The 18,089-nt window shown below is 68.9% G+C and carries 21 protein-coding genes; 13 read left to right on the top strand and 8 right to left on the bottom strand.

The annotated features are described in order from the left end of the window. Nucleotides 1-43: 43 nt before the first annotated feature. Genes HQ306_RS03660 through HQ306_RS03650 form a run of 3 tightly spaced genes read left to right on the top strand, consistent with a single transcriptional unit; the run spans nt 44 to nt 3,476 of the window. Nucleotides 44-1,375, top strand: a complete 1,332-nt coding sequence (locus HQ306_RS03660; RefSeq protein WP_222627659.1) for an MFS transporter — start codon at nt 44-46, stop codon at nt 1,373-1,375. Between the two features lie 44 nt (nt 1,376-1,419). Next, nucleotides 1,420-2,094 carry a response regulator transcription factor gene (locus HQ306_RS03655; RefSeq protein ID WP_222627657.1) on the top strand — a complete coding sequence of 225 codons (675 nt, stop codon included), beginning with the start codon at nt 1,420-1,422 and terminating at the stop codon, nt 2,092-2,094. Further along, a complete protein-coding gene (locus HQ306_RS03650) occupies nt 2,091-3,476 on the top strand; it encodes a HAMP domain-containing sensor histidine kinase (protein ID WP_222627655.1) in 1,386 nt (461 codons plus the stop codon). The genes HQ306_RS03655 and HQ306_RS03650 overlap by 4 nt, the downstream gene beginning before the upstream one ends. Here the strand turns inward: HQ306_RS03650 and HQ306_RS03645 are convergent. From HQ306_RS03645 to HQ306_RS03625, 5 genes are all read right to left on the bottom strand, one after another. Beyond that, nucleotides 3,408-4,373, bottom strand: a complete 966-nt coding sequence (locus HQ306_RS03645) for a TAXI family TRAP transporter solute-binding subunit (RefSeq protein ID WP_222627654.1) — start codon at nt 4,371-4,373, stop codon at nt 3,408-3,410. The two genes, HQ306_RS03650 and HQ306_RS03645, sit on opposite strands and share 69 nt — an antisense overlap. Nucleotides 4,374-4,401: 28 nt before the next feature. Continuing rightward, a complete protein-coding gene (locus HQ306_RS03640; RefSeq protein ID WP_051612957.1) occupies nt 4,402-4,896 on the bottom strand; it encodes a type II toxin-antitoxin system RatA family toxin in 495 nt (164 codons plus the stop codon). Between the two features lie 26 nt (nt 4,897-4,922). Then, a complete protein-coding gene (locus HQ306_RS03635; protein WP_222627652.1) occupies nt 4,923-5,957 on the bottom strand; it encodes an SDR family oxidoreductase in 1,035 nt (344 codons plus the stop codon). Next, nucleotides 5,954-7,198: an aspartate aminotransferase family protein gene (locus HQ306_RS03630; RefSeq protein WP_222627650.1), complete on the bottom strand. Its 1,245-nt coding sequence runs from the start codon at nt 7,196-7,198 to the stop codon at nt 5,954-5,956. The genes HQ306_RS03635 and HQ306_RS03630 overlap by 4 nt, the downstream gene beginning before the upstream one ends. Nucleotides 7,199-7,446: 248 nt before the next feature. Next, a complete protein-coding gene (locus HQ306_RS03625; RefSeq protein ID WP_027504105.1) occupies nt 7,447-7,989 on the bottom strand; it encodes a CGNR zinc finger domain-containing protein in 543 nt (180 codons plus the stop codon). Between the two features lie 59 nt (nt 7,990-8,048). Between HQ306_RS03625 and HQ306_RS03620 the strand changes: the two genes are divergently transcribed. From HQ306_RS03620 to HQ306_RS03600, 5 genes are all read left to right on the top strand, one after another. Beyond that, entirely contained in the window at nt 8,049-9,071 is a 1,023-nt protein-coding gene (locus HQ306_RS03620; RefSeq protein ID WP_222627648.1) for a DMT family transporter, read from the top strand. A gap of 135 nt (nt 9,072-9,206) precedes the next feature. After that, entirely contained in the window at nt 9,207-9,674 is a 468-nt protein-coding gene (locus HQ306_RS03615; RefSeq protein WP_027504104.1) for an effector binding domain-containing protein, read from the top strand. Continuing rightward, nucleotides 9,671-10,108, top strand: coding sequence for an effector binding domain-containing protein (locus HQ306_RS03610; protein ID WP_222627646.1), 438 nt, complete (start codon nt 9,671-9,673; stop codon nt 10,106-10,108). Before HQ306_RS03615 ends, HQ306_RS03610 begins: the two co-directional genes overlap by 4 nt. 267 nt (nt 10,109-10,375) lie before the next feature. Continuing rightward, a complete protein-coding gene (locus HQ306_RS03605) occupies nt 10,376-11,071 on the top strand; it encodes a TetR/AcrR family transcriptional regulator (RefSeq protein ID WP_051612955.1) in 696 nt (231 codons plus the stop codon). Nucleotides 11,072-11,155: 84 nt separating this feature from the next. Then, on the top strand, nt 11,156-11,338 hold the full coding sequence (locus tag HQ306_RS03600; protein WP_056447066.1) for a hypothetical protein: 183 nt from the start codon (nt 11,156-11,158) through the stop codon (nt 11,336-11,338). A 23-nt stretch (nt 11,339-11,361) separates the two neighbouring features. On the opposite strand, the gene HQ306_RS03595 is transcribed toward HQ306_RS03600, so the two are convergent. Together HQ306_RS03595 and HQ306_RS03590 are read right to left on the bottom strand one after the other, a co-directional pair. Then, the gene (locus HQ306_RS03595; RefSeq protein ID WP_056447069.1) at nt 11,362-12,132 is read right to left on the bottom strand and encodes a ferredoxin reductase; all 771 of its coding nucleotides are present in this window, start codon (nt 12,130-12,132) and stop codon (nt 11,362-11,364) included. A 1-nt stretch (nt 12,133) separates the two neighbouring features. Beyond that, nucleotides 12,134-12,733 (bottom strand): sulfite oxidase-like oxidoreductase, encoded by a 600-nt coding sequence (locus tag HQ306_RS03590; protein ID WP_056447072.1) that lies wholly within the window; start codon nt 12,731-12,733, stop codon nt 12,134-12,136. A gap of 108 nt (nt 12,734-12,841) precedes the next feature. On the opposite strand from HQ306_RS03590, the gene HQ306_RS03585 reads away from it, so the two are divergent. Together HQ306_RS03585 and arcA are read left to right on the top strand one after the other, a co-directional pair. After that, complete coding sequence (locus tag HQ306_RS03585) at nt 12,842-13,720, top strand: SDR family oxidoreductase (RefSeq protein WP_222627644.1); 879 nt, start codon at nt 12,842-12,844, stop codon at nt 13,718-13,720. Between the two features lie 62 nt (nt 13,721-13,782). Then, the gene (gene arcA, locus HQ306_RS03580) at nt 13,783-14,997 is read left to right on the top strand and encodes an arginine deiminase (protein WP_222627642.1); all 1,215 of its coding nucleotides are present in this window, start codon (nt 13,783-13,785) and stop codon (nt 14,995-14,997) included. A 101-nt stretch (nt 14,998-15,098) separates the two neighbouring features. Here arcA and arsC read toward each other — a convergent pair whose 3' ends face one another. Continuing rightward, entirely contained in the window at nt 15,099-15,440 is a 342-nt protein-coding gene (arsC, locus tag HQ306_RS03575) for an arsenate reductase (glutaredoxin) (RefSeq protein WP_222627640.1), read from the bottom strand. 27 nt (nt 15,441-15,467) lie between these two features. Between arsC and HQ306_RS03570 the strand changes: the two genes are divergently transcribed. The 3 genes from HQ306_RS03570 to HQ306_RS03560 all read left to right on the top strand — a co-directional run bounded on the left by HQ306_RS03570 (nt 15,468) and on the right by HQ306_RS03560 (nt 18,087). After that, nucleotides 15,468-15,827, top strand: coding sequence for a GntR family transcriptional regulator (locus HQ306_RS03570; protein ID WP_222627638.1), 360 nt, complete (start codon nt 15,468-15,470; stop codon nt 15,825-15,827). A gap of 77 nt (nt 15,828-15,904) precedes the next feature. Further along, nucleotides 15,905-16,339 (top strand): DoxX family protein, encoded by a 435-nt coding sequence (locus HQ306_RS03565; RefSeq protein WP_027504098.1) that lies wholly within the window; start codon nt 15,905-15,907, stop codon nt 16,337-16,339. A 71-nt stretch (nt 16,340-16,410) separates the two neighbouring features. Next, nucleotides 16,411-18,087 carry a BCCT family transporter gene (locus HQ306_RS03560; protein ID WP_222627636.1) on the top strand — a complete coding sequence of 559 codons (1,677 nt, stop codon included), beginning with the start codon at nt 16,411-16,413 and terminating at the stop codon, nt 18,085-18,087. The last annotated feature ends 2 nt before the right edge of the window (nt 18,088-18,089 follow it).

Genomic DNA, 18,089 nt, shown 5'->3' with positions numbered 1-18,089 from the left:
TCGTTCGGTGCATCCCCTGCACCGGACCGAAAGGTGACCATCCATGGCCACGACAGCCATCCCCGCGGGGCCTCCCTCGACGAAGCGGGCGGTGTTCAACACCATTCGCGGATCACTCGGCAACCTCGTCGAGTGGTACGACGTGTACGTCTACACGGTCTTCGCGTCGTACCTGCAGTCGAGCTTCTTCGCCGACGGTGAGCCCAACGCGGGCATCTACACGATGGGCATCTTCGCGATCACCTTCGTGATGCGCCCGATCGGGTCGTGGTTCTTCGGTCGGTACGCGGACCGGCACGGGCGTCGTCCCGCGCTGGTGTTCAGCATCTCGCTCATGGCGGGCTCGTCCCTGCTCATCGCGCTGACCCCGACGGCCGCGTCCATCGGGTCGGCCGCCGTGGTCATGCTCGTCCTCTGCCGTCTGCTGCAGGGCTTCGCGACGGGTGGCGAGTACGGCACGTCGGCGACCTACATGTCCGAGGCGGCCACGCCGGGGCTGCGCGGATTCTTCTCCTCGTTCCAGTACGTCACCCTGGTGGGCGGTCACGTCCTCGCCCAGGTCACGCTGCTGATCCAGCAGAGTGTCCTGACCGACGAGCAGATCGCCTCCTTCGGCTGGCGCATCGCGTTCGGAATCGGCGCCCTCGGCGCCGTGGTGGTGCTGTTCCTGCGTCGGAGCATGGACGAATCCCTGCAGACCGAGGTCGACGGCAAGCGCAGCGGCTCGATGACCGAGCTGTTCACCGCGTACCCGAAGCAGCTGCTCATCTGCTTCCTCGTGACCCTCGGCGGGACCGTCGCGTTCTACACCTACAGCGTCAACGGGCCGCTCATCGTCAAGAGCACCTACGCCGATCAGGGCATGACGGCGACGTGGATCAACCTCGCGGCGCTGGTGCTGCTCATGGTGATCCAGCCACTCGGCGGACTGCTGAGCGACAAGATCGGGCGCAAGCCGCTGCTCGTCGGGTTCGGCATCGCGGGTGTGCTGTGGTCGTGGACCTTCCTGAACCTGCTGCCGCGCGTCGAGACGCCGATGGTGTCCTTCCTGCTGCTCGCCGGCACCTACGTCATCCTCACCGGCTACACCTCGATCAACGCGATCGTGAAGGCGGAACTGTTTCCGGCGCACGTGCGCGCTCTGGGACTGGGACTCGGCTACGCACTGGCCAATTCGATGTTCGGTGGCACGGCTCCGGTGATCTACGAGGCCGCCAAGGAGAACGATGCGCTCGACGCCTTCGGCATCTACGTCACCATCGCCATCGGTGTCTCGCTCGTCGTGTACGTCTTCGTCCTGAAGAACCGCGCACCGACCTTCCTGGACGCCGAGCAGGCACGCCGAGCGGACAGGAACGAGGCGGCCGTGTCCTGAGGTCCGTGCGTTAGGCTTTCCGCGCCGGACGGGAGGGCCTGACGATGCAGATTCTCGTCGTCGAGGACGACCTCGGAGTCGCCGACGCACTCACACAGTCGCTGCGTCGGCAGGGCTGGGCGGTGCGGCACGCCGCGACCGGGACCGCGGCGCTCGACATGGTGGACGACGCCGATCTCGTCCTGCTCGACATGGGGCTCCCGGATCACGACGGCCTGTGGGTCTGCCGCCGGATCCGGGAGCACTCGTCCGTTCCCATCGTGGCGCTCACGGCGCGGCGCACCGAGGAATCCGTGATCGGCGCTCTGCGTGCGGGTGTCGACGACTACGTCACCAAGCCGTACAGCTTCGCGGTGCTGCTCGCACGGCTGGACGCGGTCGTGCGGCGCAGTGTCGGACGCGTCGCCACCGAGTTGGCCGTCGATCTCGGCTTCGACCTCGCTCGGGACACCCGCGAGGTCACCGCACCCGACGGCTCCGTGCGCACGCTCACCGCGAAGGAATGCGAACTGCTCGTGGCACTCTCCCGCACACCGGACCGCCCCGTGAGCCGCGCCGCGCTCATGGAGGAGGTGTGGGACACGACGTGGGTGGGTGCCTCGCGCACACTCGACGTCCACGTCGCGTCACTGCGGAACAAGCTGAAGGACGTCGCCCGGATCGAGTCGGTGCGCGGTGTCGGCTATCGACTGGTCGCTCCGGCCGAGCCCGACGCGTGAGGAGACGGCTGCTCGCACTGGCGATCACGTTGACGGCCGCCGTGCTGGCGGCTCTCGTCGCGCCGCTCGTGGCCGCCCACGCGGAGGAACGGGCGATCACCATCCACGAACGGCGTCTGGCCGCCGCGACCCGGTTCGCCACCCTGGCCGACAGCGTCGGTGACGCGAGCTCACTGGGACCCGATCTGATGCGGTACGGCGAGGTCACGGAGACCACCCGCACGTGGATCGTCGACATCGACGGATCGGTGCTCGCACCGGCAGGCTCGGATCTGCCGGCCGACGTGCCGGGTCTGGCGGGCGCGGTACGCGACGCGCTCGCGGGAACACCGACCTCCGCTCCGACTGCTCTGTGGCCGTGGCAGACCGAGCCGTTGATCGTCGCGACGCCCATCGGCCGGGACGCGCAGATCCTCGGTGCCGTCGTCATGCTGGAGGACACGTCGGCCGCGCGGGACAACGTGCAGCGAGCGATGGTGCTCGCCGCGGCGGGCGGCGCCGTCGTCCTCGCGCTCGTCGCCTGGCTCGTGGGAGTGCCACTCGTCGGCTGGGTGGTGCGGCCGGTCGACGATCTGACCACCCGCGTCGAGCAGCTGTCCCGTGGCCGCACTCCGACCGAGGGACGCCACGTCGGGCCGCCCGAACTCCGGCGGCTCGCGGAGTCGTTCGACGACATGGCGGCGAACGTGGAGCACTCCCGGCAGCAGCAGCGCGAACTGGTCGCGGACGTGTCGCATCAGTTGGCCAATCCGCTGACGGCACTGCGGCTCCGGCTCGAGAACCTGGCCGTGGACGATCCGGCCGTCGAACCGGTGCTCGCCGAGACCGAACGCATGGCGCGCTCACTCGACGCGGTGATCGAGATCAGCCGCGCGGGAGGCTTCGACCGACGCTCCTCCGAGGTGGACGTCGCCCGGCAGCTTCGCGAGCGGGTCGCGCTGTGGGCGCCGTTGTTCGGGGATCTGCTGACCGTCCGGGTCGACGTCGACACCGCCCCGGCGTTCCTGGAGGAGGACCTCGTCCCCACGGTCCTCGACGTCCTGCTGGACAACGCCCTGAAGTACGCGGAGGGTCGGTCCGTCGACGTCGCGCTGGAGCAGGCCGGCGACGCGTGGCGAGTGACGGTGCGCGATCACGGTGACGGCGTCAGTGCCGCCGAAGCCGCCGAGCTGGGGCGGCGCTTCCATCGACTCGACCGGCACGCCGGCGTCGAGGGCACCGGACTGGGTCTCGCGATCGTCGTCCTCCGCATCCGCGACGCCGACGGGGACGTGGTCTTCGACCCCGCCGATCCCGGCCTGCGGACGGTCATCTCACTTCCCGCGCGTCTCGATCGCGGAACCACCGCAGCGCCCCCGGATGCAGCGGGACCGGCTGGGTGAACATCCCGGCGGCGACGGTCGGCTGCCGGACGTCGGGGACGGTTCGTGCGATCGCGTCCTGACGGTCGAAGACGACGGACGTGAACCCGTAGGCCGTGTCCTCGCGGAGCGTCGGCGTCGCGATGAGGTCTTCACGCTGACAGTCTGGACGGCGGCGGGCAGACGGTACGGCCCGGCCGGCAGCGGACCGGTGACGTACTGCGGACCCCACGTCGACACGAGTCCCTCGACCAGTCCACCGAGATCCAGCGCGCGGACCGGTGTGCGCGCGCCCAGCTCGACCAGTGCCCGCACCGGGAACCCGCTGACGAAGGCCAGCGCGTCGACGCGTCCGGTGCTCAGCGCCGCCGTCGCCTCGCCGAGCGGTTGCGCGACGAAGTCGACGTCCGCCGTGTCCACTCCTGCTGCGGCCAGGCACCTCTCGGTCACCGACCGGGTACCCGAGTCGGTCTGGCCCGCGCTCAGGCGCACGCCCGTCAGATCCTGGATGCCCGTGACCGGGGAATCCACCGGGACGAGGATCTGCAGGAAGCTGTCGTAGAGCCGGGCCAGCGCGGTCAGGGGGACCGGGGAGTCGAAGGCTCCCTCGCCGCGCACCGCGTCGAGCGCCGTGTCGCCGAGACAGAACGCGACGTCCGCGGTGCCCGACGAGAGGTCGAGCACGTTTCCCACGGAGCCGCCGGTCACGACGACCTCCGAGCGCACACCCGGCAGCACCTGCGAGGCCTCTGTGCGCAGAGCCGCGCCGTACTCGTCGAACACCGCACCCACGTTGCCGGTGGCGATGCGCAGTCGGCCGGAAGCGTCCTGCCACCACGTGTCTCGGGAACACCCCGCCAGGGCGGCGGCGGCCGCAGCCGCGCCGGCCCCGCGGAGGAACTGCCGTCGGCCGAGCACGCGTTCAGCATAGGCCGGGGCCGGTCCGTCAGCGCTGAGTGAGCCGCGACCCGGTCTCGACGGAGACGACGCCCGAGCCGAAGAGCCCGTCGACGATCTGGTGCACGCCGGTGGCCAGTTCCTGTGCGGCGACCGGATTGAGCATGTCGGCCATCGACGGGATGCCGATGTCGACGGCGGCGTCGAAGGCCATCTCGACGGCGCCGTCGCCGGTCTCCCGCACCGCCCACCGGCCGTCGAACGATCCCAGGTCGCCGCTCGACTGCTCGAAAGTGACGGTGCGGCCGGGCACGTCGACGGTGTCCGTCTCGACCCACTGCAGCAGACCGCCGCGGAAGTGGGTCGACCACGACGACGATCGAACGTACCCGGCCGCGTCCCGCGACTCGGGATCCGTCACGGTGATGCGGTCGACCATGGGTACGTGATCGCCGAAGGAGGCGAAGTCGCTGACCCGATCGAACACGTCGTCCGGAGTGACGCCGGTGAGGGTGGCGATCACACTGATGATGCTGGGGGACATGAGAACTCCTCGAATGGAATCGACAGTCAGGCGGACTGCAGGACGGGATAGGCACCGGGGGAGCGCTCCACCAGATGTCGGGCGGTGAGGCGGGCGGAGCGTTCGATGGTGCCCGCCGTCTGCGCGGGAGGGAGGGGTCCGGACCCGAGCGACGTGGGAAACGGGCTGGTGTTGAACAGGTTCGCGACGGAGGCGAGGAGATTGGCGAACTTCGTCTGCGACGCGGGGTCGAGCAGGTCGAAGAAGGCCGGCTTCCACAGGCGCTGGAACACGTCCGGGTGCAGCCGGCGAGGCGCGTCCACCGCGATCCCGAGGCGGGTGGCCTCGTCGACCAGCACGGCGACGAGCGAGTCGATGTCCAGTGCCGCGGCCCCGCTGGTGACCCACACGTGCTCGCGGTCGTACTGCCGCGGGTGGTTCACCACCGTCGCGATCGACCGTGCGACGACGTCGCACGGCACGAAGTCGTACTGCAGCGCGTCCTCGCACAGGACGACCGGCAACGTCCCGCGCAGGAAGGCGCGCACGAGGGTGTGCAGCCCCTGCAACTCGGAGATCTCACCGGTCTCGGAATCGCCGCACACGATGGACGGGCGGACGATGGTCCAGTCGAGGCCGCTGCTCCGCACGAGATCCTCGCCGTCCCTCTTGCTGGCGATGTACGCACCGGGGTGCATGGTGGCGAGTCCGCCGGTGACGTCCGGGATCACGGGTTGGCCGACGAAGGCGGTGCTGACGTGCACCAGGCGTGCCGACGCGTCCCGGGAGAGCTCCACGATGTGGCGGACTCCGTCGACGTTGACGGCCCGGGTGGACGCGTCGTCGATCCCGAAGTCCACGACGCCGGCGCAGTGCACGACGGTGTCCACGTCGCGGGTGAGGGCGGACCACGTCCGGTCGTCGAGTCCGAGGTGTGGCGCGCGGAGGTCGCCGCGGACAGTGATCCGCGAGTGCGGCACGGCCCGTCGACCTTCCAGCACGACGACGTCGTGGTCCTCGGTGAGGGCGCGGAGCGTCGGCAGTCCGACGACGCCGGAGGCTCCGGTCAGCAGAATCGTCATCGGTGTCCTTTCGAGAACGTCTCGCGCAGTGCGTCGCCGACGGCGGTGAGCATCCAGTCGACATCAGGCTCGGTCATCGTGGCCGGGGGAGTGAAACGCACGACTGGACTGGCGTTCAGGGAGTGGTTGGCCACGACGCGCCGGTCGAGCAGCGCGAGCAGGAAGCGGCCGGCGGTGCCGGCGTCGCCGAAGTCGAGCCCGATGAGCAACCCTCGACCGCGGACCTCCACGGTCCCGAGATCCGCTGTGAGTATGCGCAACTCGTCGAGCAGTCGTCCGCCCGTCCGTGCGGATCGCGCCACCAGCTTCTCGTCGTCGATGACCTCGAGCGCGGCGCACGCGGCCGCCATCCCCAGCGGCGCACCGGAGAAGGTCGACGTGTGGATGCCGAAGTCGATGTCGAAGGCACGGAAGGCGCGCGGTGTCGCGACGGCGGCCGACACGGGAATCACGCCGCCGCCCAGACTCTTTCCCACGAGGACGATGTCCGCGTCGACGGCGTCCCGCTCGCTCTCCCACATCAGGCCGGTGCGTCCGAGGCCGGTCATGATCTCGTCGATCACGAGGAGGGCTCCGCGTTCACGGCACAGTGCCGAGGCGACCGCGAGGTAGTTGCGGGGCGGCAGCACGACCCCGCCCTCGCCCTGCACGGGTTCGAGGACCACGCAGGCGTCGGAGGCGTCGTCGCCGAGTGCGTCCGACAGTGCCTGGACGTCGCCGTACGGAACTGTGGTCGCCGCGGTGAACAGTCGACGGAACGGGTTCTGATACGACGGATTCGCCGTGAGGGCGAGCGCGCCGAGGGTCTTGCCGTGGTAGCCGCGGCTCGCCCCGATCAGGCGATGGTGGCCGGCGCTGCAGGCCATCTTGACGGCGGCTTCGGTGGCCTCGGTTCCGGAGGCGCCGAAGTAGACCTTCGACAGCGGGTCCGGCAGGCGGGCCGCCAGTGCCGCCGCGGCCTCGGCCACCCGAGGTTCGAGCAGGGTGCGGGTGGAGACGGGATGGCGTCCGAGCTGGGCGATCACCGCGTCGACGACGCGGGGATGCCGGGCGCCGAGCAGGAGGGTCCCGTACCCGCCGCAGTTGAGGTACTCGACGTCGTCGGTCGACCACAGTCTGGCTCCGAGCGAGCGGTCCTCGACGATGTCGCCCAGCATGGAGGCCACGCGTGCACGAGACTCGGACAGATGCGCGCGGGTGTGGCTCTGCACCCGCCCGTCGAGGGACGTCGAGATCGACATGGTGTGGCTCCCGAGACGAGGAGAAGCGATGAGGCGTGCGGCCCGGCGGGCCGCCGCGATCACCGACGGTAACCCCGGCTGCAGGTGGCGTCAAAGCCACCGATGAGTCGTATGATGTTGCGCCACAACAGATGGAGCGAACCACCGTTATCCTGTGGGGCAGCTCCGAGTGGCTGGTCCGGTGACCACGGAGTGAATCCGGATCATCAGAAATTGTGCGAATATCGGTTCACCAGGACCGGCCGTCGTCAGATCTTCTTGCGGGCCCGGTACGCGGCGACGTTGGCGCGGTTGCCGCAGTTTCCGGTGTCGCAGTACCGCCTCGATCGGTTGCGGGAGAGGTCGACGAGCACCGCGTCGCAGTCCGGTGCGTCGCACAGGCGGAGCCGCTCGAGCTCGTCCGACCGCACCATGTCGGCGAGGGCGACGGCGGTCTCGGCCGTCATGCGATCGGCGAGGGGCGCGTCGTCGTCGCTGACGTGCATGTGCCAGCCCCAGTCGCCGTGGCGGGTGAGGTACGGCCGGGCGTCGGATGCGGCCAGCATCGCGTTGACGACGGGTACGACGGCGTCGGGTTCGCCCGTCTCCCACAGCGCCCGCCAGGCCGGGCGCAGGGCCCGCACGGCGTCGAGTTCCTCCTGTGTGCCGTCGCGGCGCCCCGTCCACTCGTGCTCGTCGAGCATCGACGACAGGGTGCTCACGTCAGGGAGGTGGTCCTCGCCGTTCGCGGCGGTGTTGATCAGCGCCGCCGCCCAGACGAGGGCGGTGCGTGTGTCATGAGCAAAAAGCATTTGACTCCTGACCTTCCGGGTCTCTAGTGTCATGACCAATCTACAGTTACGGTCATGACGTGACGGGCGACGTACCCGGCGGTGTGGCCGGATCCTCGAAAGGGCCGCTCATGGAGTCCTCCCGTTCCGGTGTCGCGTTCGCCGTGACCTCCGCGATCGCGTTCGGAATGTCGGGCCCGTTCGCGAAGGCGCTCACCGACACCGGGTGGTCGCCCGAGTCCGCGGTGCTCGCTCGCATCGTGGGCGGTGCGGTGATCCTCCTGCCCGTCGTCGTCCTGCTGCGCCGCGGCGCACTCCGCGGGGTGCTCTCGGCTCCCGTCACCGTCGTCGCGTACGGCGTCGTCGCGGTGGCAGGAGCCCAGGTCTGCTTCTTCAATGCGATCCAACACCTCTCGGTGGGTGTCGCACTCATGCTCGAGTACCTCGGGCCGGTCCTGGTGATCGGCTGGATCTGGATCACCACCCGGCGGCACCCCCGCCCGACGACGATGGCGGGTGTCGCACTCGCGCTCGGCGGTGCGCTGGTCGTGCTCGACGTGTTCGACGGCGCCGTGTTCGATCCTGTCGGCGTGCTCTGGGGACTGTCCGCCGCCGTGTGTCTCGCGTTCTACTTCGTGGTGTCCGCGAAACAGGGCGACGCCGTCGATCCGTTGGTTCTCTCGGCCGCCGGACTGGCGGTGGGCGCCATTGTGGTCGGCGTCGCCGGAATGCTGGGAATGGTTCCGTTGCAGGTGTCGACGAACGACGTCGCTCTCGACGGCCGGGCGTGGCCGTGGTGGACTGCCGTCGCAGTGCTCGCCCTGGTCTCCGCAGCCGTCGCGTACGTTTTCGGGATCATGGCGTCCCGCGCCCTCGGGGCATCGACCGCATCGGTGATCGCGCTGGTCGAGGTGCTGTGCGCGGTGGTTGCGGCGTGGCTCCTGCTCGGCGAGACGGTGTCTCTCACTCAAATCGCAGGTGGTGCAGCAATTCTGACGGGAGCCGCCGTGGTGCAGTGGCGATCCGATGCACCGCCGCCCATGGAGGCGCTGCCGGCCTCGGCAGGAATGGACGGATCTCACGGGGTATCCGTTCTCCCCTGACGCGGCACTGTATGGTGAGGGCGCGTCGTGGTATTCGGCGGGTGGGCACTTCTCCGGGCGGGGTCGCGAGTGCCGGTCCGCCGGAATGTCAGTGACCACCACGCGGACATCGAAGCCGTTGCACGGGAGCCCGTCATGACCATCGAATTCGTCGACCTCGCGGAAACGTGGGTTGCGGGTCTCCCTGTGCGTAGCCCGAAACGGGCGTTGGGCTCTCTCTATGACACCAATCTCGAACGTGCGTGGTCCGGAATCCTGAACCAGGACATCGGTGAACCGCTCGGGTCGATCTACACCGACTTCGTTCCTGCGATCGGGTCCTACAGCACGCAGATCGTCGGGTACCGCGTCGCGGACGGTGACGTGCGCCGCGGGCACATCGTGGCGCGTGTGCCGGCGGGTCGCTATGCGAAATTCTCAGCAGTCGGCAATTTTCCGCAGGTCCTGACGACGCTGTGGAACGAGATCACCCACGCGGAGGAGATGGGGTCCTTCACTCGCGCCTTCACCGGTGAGTTCGAGGTGTATCCCCACGCGTACAAGATCGAGATGTACGTTCCGGTCGCGACGCCCGGCTCGCGGGGCGTCGGCGGTGCGGGATGACGTTCCGTCTCGTGGCACGTCCGAGCATGGTGTTCGGCGGACTGGTCGTGCCCGGTGTCGATCCCGGACCCGAGGGCAGCGCCAGCGATCTCGTCGTGTTCCTGCGTGAACGTATCCGCGAACGTGAATCGGAGGACGCCGACGTCTACACCGTCTACGTCCCGGATCAGCGTGGTGTCTGCAACGTCGTCGTCGGCGTACCTCGTGGGAACGTCGACGACGTGCCGATCGGCGACGTCTTCGTCACGGTTCCGTCGGGAGCGTTCGCGGTCTTCACGCCGTCGATGACGCTGCCCGACCGGGCGGAGGACGCGTGGGCGCAGGCCGAGGAGGCCATCGCCGACGGCTCGATCGTGCGCGCCGGCGGGGTGGAGTTCGAGTGCCTCTCAGCCGACGGGAACGTCGAGATCTTCGTCGCCGTCTCGCTGCAATGACGTGCGCCGACGTCCGGTGCCGGCGGACGAGAAGTCGGCTCTCGTCGAGATAAAGAACCTACCGACGAGTAGAAGCAGTCGGAGCGGTGCCTGGACTCGCTCGAGCGCTGGTCGTCATTGTGATTTTGTCTCGAGTGCATTTCTGTGGCGGTGTTCGAGTCCAACCTGTGCCTATCATGATCACGCGCAGTAGAAGGGTGTGACACGGGATTCACACCGGCGGTTCGGAGCACCGGTCCGAACGCGCGTGACTAGTGGGGAGTAACAATGGTCAGGCAATTACGTGCAGAGGCAACGCGGTCCGCGGCCCTGCGGGCTGCCGCCGATCTGTTCCTGCGGGTCGGCCACGCCACGGCGACCCTGAGCCAGGTCTCGGCGGAGTCGGGTGTGACCAAGGGCGCGCTGTACTTCCACTTCGCGTCCAAGGAAGAGCTGGCGCGCGCGCTCGTCGACGAGGGTCGTGAGCGTGTCGCGGCCGCCTGCACCGGAATGGTCGACAGCCGTTCTCCTGCACTGGAATCCGTCATCGGGATCACGTATTCCGTTCTCGACCTTGCCAATACCGACAACCTGGTGCGCATCATGTACCGCCTGCAGCTCGAGGTGGACGCACCGGACCCCACGCGGGGGAGCGTCTTCGGTACGTGGCAGAACATCTTCTCGCACCTCTTCGAGCGTGCCATCGAGCACGGTGACGTCATCGACTCGCTGGACGCCGAGACCGCGTCCTGCCTGGTCTCGGAGATGCTCAGTGGCGTGCTGATGGTCGCCGAGGGCACTGCGCGCCTCGACGGTGCCGCCGTGCGCATGGAGCAGGTCTGGCACACCATCCTGCCCTCGCTCGTGCCGCCGGCGAAGCTCCCGTACTTCCGCGAGTTCGCCTCGCGAAGCCTCTCCAGCTTCGTACGCGATCGCTCGGGTGCCGACGCCACCAGCGACACCGGCGTCTCCAGCAACCACTAGCGTTCGGCGCTCTCCCGGCGCACACTGTGACGTGAGACACACGGCATCGTGTGTCGACCGCACGAGTGACGTCGGGAGAGACCCATGGAAGACATCGCCACGCGCGAACGCACCGACCGCCGCATGTCCGACAACGAGCTGCGCAAGGCCATCCGCGTGCTGCAGTCACGCGCGGACGACGCTCGGAAACGCGGTGACGCCGACGATGCCGCACGCATCGAACGCACTGTCCGCGACTACCAGGACGAGATGACCACCCGCCTCTGAACTCGGCCGGGCGGGGACGGTTGTCAGCTGGGTCCGAAGCGCTCCGTGCGGATGTTCGCCGGTGCATGTCCTCGCTCGACCAGCATGTCCGCGACCGTGTCGACGAAGCTCGTGGGCCCGCAGATGTAGCACCGCGGCTCGAACTCGGCGGGCCACCCGTGCGCGTCGAGATCCTCGATCGTGATGCGGCCGAGCGGCCTGCGGGAGCCGGTGGGTGCGCGCCGCGTGTAGAGCGTGGTGACGTCGACTCCCGCGGGCGGATGCGCCCACTCGTCGGCGAAGTACACCTCCGCCGGTTCACGGACCGAGTAGAGCACGCGGAACGGCACCCGGCCGCCGCTCGATCCCGCCGCGGCCTGCGCGCGGACCATCGCGCGGAGCGGAACGATGCCCGAGCCGCCGCCCACCAGCAGGACAGGCGGTGACGGGGTCTCGGTGGGTGCCGACGGCCGCCAGACGAACCACCGGCCGACGGGTCCGCGGATCTCGAACCGGTCGCCCACCTCGACGGCGCCGACGAGGTAGGGGGACACCTCGCCGTCGGAGACGTTCTGCACGGCGATCTCGATGCGCGACGTGCCGTCCGGTGCGGAGGCGAGGGAGTAGCTGCGCTGCGCGCTGTACCCGTCCTCGGCGGTCAGCTTCACGTCCACGTGCTGTCCGGCGAGATGTCCCGGCCAGCCGTCGACGTCGAGCACCAGCGTCGAGGCGGTCGGTGTCTCGCGCCGCACCTCGAGCACCCTCGCGACGAGCCAGGGCCGGGCCCCGACCCCGGCGGTGGCTCCGGTGGTCACGTCAGTCGCCCTGGTATCGCTGCTCGCGCCACGGGTCGCCGTAGTCGTGATAGCCGCCGCGCTCCCAGAATCCCTGTTCGTTCTCCTCGGTGAGCTCGATGCGCGAGACCCACTTCGCCGACTTCCAGAAGTACAGGTGCGGCACGAGAAGCCGTGCGGGACCGCCGTGTTCGCGTGCGAGCGGCTCTCCGTCGAACTCGGTGACCAACCAGGCCTTCCCGTCTCGCAGGTCCTCGAGGGGCAGATTGGTGGTGTATCCGTCGAAGCCGTGTACGACGACGTACCCCGCCTCGGTGTCGAGACCGTCCAGCAGCACGTCGAGACTCACGCCGTTCCAGTTGGTGTCGAGCTTCGACCACTTGGTGACGCAGTGGATGTCGACCGTCGGGGTCTCGTGCGGCAGCGCGGCCACCTCGTCCCACGTCCAGGTCCGGGTCTCACCGGTCTCGGACGTGATGGAGAATGACCACGTGTCGGTCGCGACCACGGGCGCGGGCCCGATGGCGAGAACCGGGAAATCGTTGGTCAGGTACTGGCCGGGGGGAGTCCGACCGTCGTCGCCGCGCCGGCGGCCCACGAAGCCCTTCGAGATCAACGCCATGGTGGCAGATTCTGCGCCGGTCGTCGGGCCTCTGACAAGTCGGAGCGCGCACACTCGACCGGTAGTGTCGGGCACCACAGCAGGCCGGCGAGGGGGGAGTGCGACGCGATGGTGCAGAGCAGGCTGAGAGGGAGACGTCCGCGACGGTCGTGGACCGACCTGCGCGGGGCGATCGTGCTGGTCACCGGCGCCGCCAGCGGCATCGGTCGCGCCACGGCGATCGAGGCCGCGCGGCGTGGGGCGCGGCTGGTCGTCACGGACATCGCGGAGGCGGGACTGGCCGCCACGGCCGCCACCATCGCCGAGAACGGCGGCAGCGTCGTCGCCTCGCGTGCGCTCGACGTCTCCGACCACGACGCCGTCGCCTCGTTCGCGGACGCCGTGCACGCCGAGGTGGGGAGCGTCGACGTCGTCATGAACGTGGCCGGGATCTCCGCGTGGGGCACCGTCGAGAACATGGCCCACGAGACGTGGAAGGCGCTGATCGACATCAACCTGATGGGCCCGATCCACGTCACCCAGTGCTTCGTTCCCCCGATGATCGCGGCGGGTCGCGGTGGGTACCTGGTCAACGTGTCGTCGTCGGCCGGCCTGCTCGCGTATCCGTGGCACGCGGCGTACAGCGCCAGCAAGTTCGGCGTGCGCGGCATGTCCGAGGTGTTGCGCTACGACCTCGCCCGGCACGGCATCGACGTCTCGCTCGTGGTCCCCGGGGCGGTGCGGACACCGCTCGTCGAGACGGTGGACATCGCCGGCGTGGATCGCGACGACCCACGCGTGACGAAGCTGACCGCACGCTTCGAGGCCCACGCCGTGTCGCCCGAGGTGGTCGCGGAGAAGATCCTGACCGGGATGGCGAAGCGGCACTTCCTCGTCTACTCGAGCAACGACATCCGGGTGGGGTACTGGGTGTCGCGCAAGTTCGCGCGCCCCTACGAGATGACCATGCAGGCGGCCAACGACTACTTCTCCCGACTGCTGCGCTGACCTCACGCGCGTGTCGCGGCGGAGCGCGTGCCGAGTCGGCGCTCACGCACTACCGTTCTGGCATGGACGCGACGGCTCCGCTGGGAGCGGATTCCGAGGTGGGAACGCTCCGGACGGTCATGCTGCACCGCCCTGGCGACGAGCTGCGCCGACTCACCCCACGCAACAACGATCAGCTGCTGTTCGACGGGCTGCCGTGGGTGGACCGCGCTCGCGACGAGCACGACGCGTTCGCCGACCTGCTGCGAGGACGCGGTGTCGAGGTCCTCCTGCTCGGTGATCTGCTGACCGAGACCCTGGCCCTCAGCGGTGCCGCACGCGTGCAGGGTGTCGCCGCCGCGGTGGAACCCCGGCGGCTCGGACACGTGCTCGCCCGGGACCTGGCGACCTACCTCCGCGGCCTGCCCGCACCCGAACTGGCGACCGTGCTGATGGCGGGCATGACCTTCGACGAACTGCCGGTAGCGGACGACTCGGGTGTCTCGCTGGTCCGGCGCATGCACCACGGCGGCGACTTCGTCATCGAGCCGCTCCCGAACCTGCTGTTCACCCGCGACTCGTCGTTCTGGATCCAGCAACGCGTCGCGATCACGTCGCTGGCGCTGCGGGCCCGCGCTCGGGAGACGTCGCTGACGGATCTGATCTACGCCTTCCATCCACGATTCCTCGGTGTGCGCCGGGCCTACGAGTCGCACACCGCGCCGGTGGAGGGCGGCGACGTGCTGCTGATGGCGCCCGGCGTCGTCGCCGTGGGAGTCGGTGAACGCACCACGCCCGCCGGTGCCGAAGCGCTCGCGCGCAGCCTCTTCGACGACGACCTCGCGCACACCGTGCTCGTGGTGCCCATCGCGCAGGAACGGGCGTCGATGCACCTGGACACCGTGTGCACGATGGTCGACACCGACGCGGTGGTGATGTACCCGATCATCCAGGACACGCTGTCCGCGTTCACGATTCGCCGCGAGGACACCGGTGTGACCATCACCGGCGCGGGCCCGTTCCTCGACTCCGCGGCCGACGCCATGGGTATCGGCAAACTGCGGGTCATCGACACCGGACTCGACAACGTCACCGCCGAACGTGAGCAGTGGGACGACGGGAACAACACGCTCGCACTGGCTCCCGGCGTCGTCGTCGCGTACGAACGCAACGTCGAGACCAACGCGCGCCTCGAGGCGTCGGGCATCGAGGTGCTGCGCATCTCGGGATCGGAACTGGGGTCGGGCCGCGGCGGACCCCGCTGCATGTCCTGCCCCGTCGCCCGCGATCCCGTCTGATGTCCGGCCGGCCTCCGGCCTTCCCGCTGACCTCCGGCCGGCCTCCGGCCTTCCCGCTGACCTCCGGCCGGCCTCCGGCCTTCCCGCTGATGTCCAGCCGGCTAGAGGACCGTGCTCACCGTGTCCGCCGGGCGCGCCAGGACGGTGCCCTTCTCGCCGACCACGAAGGGTCGCTCGATGAGAACCGGATGCGTCAGCATGGCGCGCAGGACCGTCTCGTCGTCGGCATTCGCGAGATCGAGTTCCTTGTACAGTGTCTCGCGCTTGCGCACCGCGGTGCGCGGGGTGAGGCCGGCATCGGAGATGAGGGCTCGCAACGTTGCCTCGTCCAGCGGGGTGGTCAGGTAGGGCACGATGGTCGGCTCCACCCCCGCGTCGCGGATGGCCGCGAGTACGTTGCGGGACGTCGAGCACCGGGGGTTGTGATAGATCGTGACGGACATGGAGCAAGTATGGCGGGAGTGGGACCGATGAGGTTCACGATCGACGGTGCGTCGGGGACGGCGCCGTTCGACCAGGTGCGGTCGCAGATCGTGGCCGCGGTGCGGTCGGGGCAACTCATCGCGGGATCGAAACTGCCGACGGTGCGAGCTCTCGCGGCGACGCTGGACCTCGCTCCCAACACGGTGGCGAAGGCGTACCGCGAACTCGAGAAGGACGGCGTGATCGAGACCCGGGGGCGGTCGGGCACCTTCGTGGCGGCCGGCGGCGATCCTTCGGCCGGGGCAGTGCAACTCGCGGCCACGGAGTACGTCCGCGCGGCGCGTCGCGCCGGCATCGACGACGAGGTGGCTCTGCGCTATGTGCGGACGGCGCTCGCGGACTCCTGACACGACTTAAGTTGACGCTTCAACTTAAAGTGTGTCATCGTGATCCCGAATCCACCCCGACCCATCAGAGGATCACTGTGAAGACACCTGTCGTCGTTCGAGACATCGCCGCACTCGTCGCGCGCATCGCCCTGGGCGTCGTGTTCGTCGCCCACGGGTGGCAGAAACTGCGTACCAACGGGCTCGATGCCACCACCGCCGGCTTCGAGGGCATGGGCATTCCGGCCCCGCAGGTGTCGGCGTACTTCGCCACCTTCGTCGAGCTCATCGGTGGAGCCGCTCTGATCCTGGGCGTGCTGACGTCCGTCGCGGCTCTGCTGCTGGTCGTCGACATGGTCGGCGCGCTCGTCTTCGTGCACCTCGACAAGGGCGTGTTCGTCGGCGAGGGCGGCTGGGAACTGGTCGTCGCACTCGGCGCCGGAGCGCTTCTCCTCGCGGCAGTCGGCTCGGGCACGTACAGTGTCGACCGCGCATTCCGCCGTCCGAAGTCACGTGCACGCGTATCGTCCTGACCTGCGAAAACATTCTGTGAACTTGCACCGGGGCGTCGAGGCGAGCAACGTGACGTCTCATGACATCGCGTATGGACACGGACACAGGACCGGCTGACACCCCACGCGATGATGCCGCGGACGTTCCGTCGTCCGCGGCATCTGCCGTGCTGCCCACCTCCGCGCACCCCGATGCGCAGGACCCCGCGTCGCAGGAACCGGCGCCGCGGCGCGCCACCCTCGACCCCGTGGTGTTCGGCGTCGCGGCAGCCGTCGTCACGGGCATCATCGTCTGGGGACTGGCCGGACCGACGAGCCTCGAGAACGTGACGTCCTCGATGCTGGACTGGCTCGTCACCAACATGGGCTGGCTGTTCATCATCTCCGCCACCGGTTTCGTGCTCTTCTGCATCTACCTGGCGATGTCGAAGTACGGACGCATCCCGCTCGGCAAGGACGGGGAGAAGCCGGAGTTCAAGACCGTCAGCTGGATCGCCATGATGTTCAGCGCCGGCATGGGCATCGGGTTGATGTTCTACGGCGTCTCCGAGCCGCTGACGCACTTCGTCACGCCGCCGCCCGGCACCGACAGTAGTGTCGGAACGGCCATGGCCACCACGATGTTCCACTGGAGCCTGCATCCGTGGTCCATCTACGCCGTCATGGGTCTCGCCGTCGCGTACAGCACCTACCGCCGCGGCCGTCGTCAGCTCATCAGCTCCGCCTTCCTCCCGCTCCTCGGTCGCCGCGCCGAGGGCCCGATCGGCAAGGTCATCGACATCCTCGCCATCTTCGCGACGCTGTTCGGTACCGCCGCCTCCCTCGGACTCGGTGCGCTGCAGATCGGTTCGGGTGTCGAGGTCATCGGCTGGCTCGGTGAGGCCGGCACGCTCCTGCTCGTCGCCATCGTCGCGCTGTTGACCCTCGCCTTCGTCGCGTCCGCGGTCTCCGGCGTCGCCAAGGGCATCCAGTGGCTGTCCAACATCAACATGGTGCTGGCACTCGTCCTCGCACTCTTCGTGTTCGTGCTGGGCCCGACGGTGTTGATCCTCAACCTGATTCCCACCACCATCGGCGACTACGCGAGCCAGCTGTTCCACATGTCGGCTCGCTCGGCGGCGTCGTCCGATCCGGAGACCGCGTCGTGGCTGTCGTCGTGGACGATCTTCTACTGGGCCTGGTGGGTCTCCTGGACCCCCTTCGTCGGCATGTTCCTCGCCCGCATCAGCCGTGGCCGCACCGTTCGTGAGTTCATCATCGGTGTCATCGTGATCCCGAGTGCCGTGAGCCTGGTGTGGTTCTCGATCTTCGGCGGAGCCGGTATCGGCGAACAGCGCGACGGCATCGACCTGGCCGCGCGCGGCAGCAGCGAGTCTCAGCTGTTCGGCATGCTCGAGAACCTGCCGCTCTTCGGACTGTCCACGGTCGTCGTGATGATTCTCGTGGCCGTCTTCTTCGTCTCCGGTGCCGACGCGGCGTCCATGGTCATGGGCACCCTCAGTCAGCGCGGAACCCTCGAGCCCAGCCGCTGGGTCGTCGTGTTCTGGGGAGCCATCACCGGTGGCACCGCCGCGATCATCCTGTGGACGGGCGGCGCGGACGCGCTCAACGGCTTGCAGACCATGACAATCATCGCCGCGGCGCCGTTCGTGCTGGTCATGATCGGGCTGTCGGTGTCGCTCTACCGCGACCTGTCGCACGATCCACTGGTGCTCACGCAACGTCGTCGACGTCTCCGGCTGACGAAGGCCGGGCGCACCGAGCTCTGAGC

This window comes from Rhodococcus sp. BP-160, from assembly GCF_019836205.1.
Lineage (GTDB): Bacteria > Actinomycetota > Actinomycetes > Mycobacteriales > Mycobacteriaceae > Rhodococcoides.
Note: the sequence above shows the minus strand (reverse complement) of the source record. Positions and strands in the feature narration are given on the sequence as shown.